Origin of the sequence: Arthrobacter sp. OV608 (assembly GCA_900110595.1) — a bacterium.
GTDB lineage: Bacteria > Actinomycetota > Actinomycetes > Actinomycetales > Micrococcaceae > Arthrobacter.
The window spans coordinates 1-3,934 of record FOEZ01000051.1; the positions used below are offsets into that span (position 1 = coordinate 1).

General features: G+C 60.2%; 2 protein-coding genes and 2 pseudogenes. 1 reads left to right on the forward strand and 3 read right to left on the reverse strand.

Annotation, left to right across the window (positions count from 1 at the left end):
• Positions 1-391: pseudogene (locus BMX78_RS22470) on the reverse strand (IS110 family transposase); the annotation flags it as partial.
• A gap of 5 nt (positions 392-396) precedes the next feature.
• On the opposite strand from BMX78_RS22470, the pseudogene BMX78_RS22475 reads away from it, so the two are divergent.
• Positions 397-594 (forward strand): annotated as a pseudogene (locus tag BMX78_RS22475) (transposase); the annotation flags it as partial.
• Between the two features lie 286 nt (positions 595-880).
• Here BMX78_RS22475 and BMX78_RS22480 read toward each other — a convergent pair.
• Positions 881-2,287: a cyclase family protein gene (locus tag BMX78_RS22480; RefSeq protein WP_091424812.1), complete on the reverse strand. Its 1,407-nt coding sequence runs from the start codon at positions 2,285-2,287 to the stop codon at positions 881-883.
• A gap of 239 nt (positions 2,288-2,526) precedes the next feature.
• Positions 2,527-3,675, reverse strand: a complete 1,149-nt coding sequence (locus BMX78_RS22485) for an acyl-CoA dehydrogenase family protein (RefSeq protein WP_091424815.1) — start codon at positions 3,673-3,675, stop codon at positions 2,527-2,529.
• Between the last annotated feature and the right edge of the window lie 259 nt (positions 3,676-3,934).

Genomic DNA, 3,934 nt, shown 5'->3' on the forward strand with positions numbered 1-3,934 from the left:
AGCCGGGTCAGTCCTACCCGCCGAATGCCCTCAGGGGTCTGGTAGCCGCCCAGGAGGAGCAGGGGCGCCTTCTTTGAGTAGTCAAATGCGCGCTCGAGCGCAGGGAAGTATTCCAGCAAGGTGGCACGAGGCCTGTGGATCGATCGGACACGTCGCAGATCAGATCGGTCCGGCGGGCGGTCAGGAGCCGCAGGTCCACGCTGATCTGATCGGCACCGCGGACGGGCTGCAGATCAGTGCGCATCCGTGCCTGGTCAGCAATGATCCTGGCATCTTTCGCGTCAGTCTTGCCATCTCTGCGGTAGGTTGCCGCAGCGTGATGGACAATCCGTCCGGGGATAGACAGCAGCTGCTGGGAATGCGCGGACAACAACTCGATCAACAGGCTGCTCCGCCTGCGATCCCGCCAGCCCGTGGCAACGCGGATCCAACGAGAACACCAAGGGGCTGCTACGCCAATACTTCCCCAAAGACACCAACCTGAACGCCTACGGGCCGAGAGCCCTTGAACACGTCGCCCAAGAACTCAATACACGACCACGCGTAACGCTCGGCTGGGACACCCGGCCGAGCGTCTACGTGATTTACTGGTAGCCAACTAAGCAGGGGCGTTGCAACTACCCCTGGAATTCAATTAGTGGCCAGTAGAACTGCCCTGAGGCGGCCGGACGGTTTGCCCGCAGGGAGAGTTTACTTTGCCGGCCACCGTCTTGCCACCTAGTCAAGCGGCTCACTGATCTGCACGACGTGGGAACGATCTCTTGATCGAACATGCACCGCCCCTCCCGGTGCGACGCCATGCGGGGCGGGTGTCAAAGTCTGAGCCCGAGGAGGCTTGGTCCTCCATGTAGTCCGCACATGCTGGAGGCGATACGCGCCGCTAACGGATCGCAAGTGCGTTGGCCATAGAGCCAACGCCACCGGGTGCGTAGAGCGGAGCACTCACCAGCATGCACGTCGCTCGCCCGTCGTCGTGGCTTCGCGCAGCCAATTCCTCGAGCCACCAAAGCTCGCCGATTGCCATGCCGAAGTGACCGAGCAGGGCTCGGTGAAGGATACCGAATGGTGACTCCGGGCTCGAGTGCCCCATGGGAAAAACCTCAACGCAGGGTGTGTCGCTCACGACTGCACTGCAGTGAATGTTCCAGAGATACCTGGCCATCTCTTCGGTGTGCTCGAGCCCTGCGGCCGCCATGTTCGAGCGGTCCGAAATATGCTGACGTTCGTCGGCACCCAAGCCGGCGTACCACGCCGCAAACCCCGTACGGAGCAAGATTATGTCCCCGCGCCTGAACTCGACTCCCGCTCGTTGCCGCGCCCTTTCAAGGTCGGCGACGGAGAATGCGTGCGGGCTTCCCGGGTCGTATGGCTGCCCGTTGAGTTCCGCGTCCCTCTGAAGGTCAAGGAGTACACCGCGCCCGACTATCCCTCGTTGAGCCCAACTGGCGATCGAGTTACGGCCTTCCAAGACTTCATCCAGGGTCGCTCCGTTGTAGTACCTGCCCGGGTATGCCGCCACATGGCTGAGGGCATCCCACTGACTGCTCGACTGCGGATTGAGCGCCGAGTACGATTCGTCCACGCTGCCATTTTCCGTGACCACTGTATTTCTCGTGTAACGGGGCCGCCCGTACAACGGCGGGTCGAAAAAGTCGAGCGGCACATCGAGCCGGATGACTTCGCCGGTGACAATCGATTGGGCGGCCTGAAGTGTTGTAGCCGGACCGTGCAGGTTAAGCAATCCGTCCTCGTCGGACTGCCCGAATATCCCCCACGATGCTCCGATACCGAAGTCGGTTTTTGGTAGCTCGTCATAGTCCGGAAGGTCCGGCAGTTCGCTGCTCATCTCGTAACCCAATCTCTCATCGTTCACCGCGACAAAATCTTTCGCGACTTTCTCATCGAACTCATGCTCCCGGCAAGACGGCCTCTGGCGGCGTCTCTTCTCGCTCACATAGGTCCCGACTAGTCGGACGACAACCATCACGGTGAGCGCTACCAATCCGACGGCCAAGACTACGCGAACGTGGTACCCCGGGAACTCAACAAGGCCAGCCCGGAACGCCGCTCTAGCTGTCGATTCCACATCAGGACTCACGCTAGCCAGCGCCCACCAAGCCACAATCACCAGGTAGAACGCGTAGGCAGCAAATCGGGCCCGCTTCCGGTACGCAGCGCCAAGCCGATTCCTGACCAACGCTGTCCTGACGTGTGTCCCCCTCCGCCCTGCGTGCGCTAGACCCAGAAACGTCATGACTATAAGGAGTGAATCACTAATCTCTATCATTCCCGGGAGGGGGAGTGAATCATCCGGTGCAAATGCCACCGATAACTACGCCGAAAAGAAGCGCGGCACGGACGATACCCCACAGCGGAATGCCGCGGAGCTTGGTGTGGTGAGCACGCACAGCGGGGAGGATGGCGGTGTGAATGAGGACAATCCATTCTCCTTTGCTATTGATTTTGCGGCCAATCGAGACAACGACCTAGATGCGTATAACCCTTTCGGGGGAAGCGGATAGAGGTCTAGCGCTGGTGGTTGAATGTCCAGCTCGACGCAAGTTGATCCTTCGCAATCATGTTTCGATGAAGCTCTGATGCCCCGCCAGCGATCCGGTAACTGCGAGCAAGCCCGTATAGCCAAGGCAGACCGCTCTCCTCGTCAAACCCCGTGCCTCCGCACACCTGGATCGCTTCGTCGCACACGAAAGAAGCTGCCTCGCTGGCAGCGAGTTTTGCCATGCTCGAATCGATGCGCGACGGGTTGCCGTCAATCGCATTGGAAGCGGCTTTCATCATGAGCAATCGCGCCGACTCAATCCGCAGTTCCATGTCGGCGAACTTCCATCGCAGACCCTGCTGATCCCACAACGGGCCGCCGAATTGGTGCCGGTTCACGACATACTCCTGCGCATGAGTACGTGCACACTCGGCAATTCCGAGACACTTGGCAACGGCGCCAAGACGCTCCATGTTGTACGTGAAAATGAGGTCCTTGAAGCCGTTCTCCAGGGGCAGGATGTTCGCCGCCGGGACCCTGCAGTTCTCGAACCGCAGTTCCGCCCAGGTAGAGCCGGACATGAACGTTCTGGTAGGCCCGACCACGAGGCCAGGCGAATCCTTCTCAACAATCACCGCCCCAACGTCGCTCAGCTTCGGGCCAAATCGGACATAGACAAGAAACACGTCCGCCGCATTGGCGCCGGCAGAGAAAATCTTGCCCCCGTTGAGAACCACTTCGGAACCGTCGATTTGGCCGCTCGTCTTCAAGCCCGTCAGCTCAGACCCTGCGTCAGGTTCGGTAAGTGCGATCGAAAGGCGGAGTTCACCACTCAGCATTCGGGGGATGTACTTCTCCTGCTGGGCAGGGCTACCGTGCTTGGTGATGATACTCAGCGGGCCCACGTCAAAGACGTTCATGGCGGCAGCTGTGGTTGGGCATACGCTCCCGACCGCATCGAGCACCAGCAGCGCGTCAAACTCGGAGCGACCGCCGCCGCCGAACGCTTTTGGCGCGCACAGCCCAAGCAGCCCCGCCTCTCGCAGGATGGCTATGTTCGCGGCGGGGTACTCCTTAGTACGGTGCCACTGCATCGCTTTCGCTTTGAACTCGTCGAGCGCCAAAGTGCGGCTGGTGTCGATTAGCTTCACTTGTTCCTGGCTTAGGCCGAACATTCTATAATTTCCTTTCTCGGGCAAAACTGGAGGCCTGCTGACCGAGGCGCGAAAGCGGGGGGCGACGTCGACGACCCGCGATCCCTTTTACTGAGCGGTGTGGCCGCCCTCGATGACAGAAACGGACCGGCGGTCACACTTGCCAGTCGTGCAGCAACGCGGGTGCGATCTGAACGGCGTGTTGCGGACCCACCAAAAGGTGGTTCATTGCGATCCGGGCGTTCGCGTTAAGACGAGCAAAAATTCCGTCCTTCGCAAC

What these genes read in the sequence shown, in the direction of transcription:
- BMX78_RS22480 (WP_091424812.1), bottom strand. Translation starts at nt 2,287, where the DNA reads ATGATAGAGATTAGTGATTCACTCCTTATAGTCATGACGTTTCTGGGT.
- BMX78_RS22485 (WP_091424815.1), bottom strand. Translation starts at nt 3,675, where the DNA reads ATGTTCGGCCTAAGCCAGGAACAAGTGAAGCTAATCGACACCAGCCGC.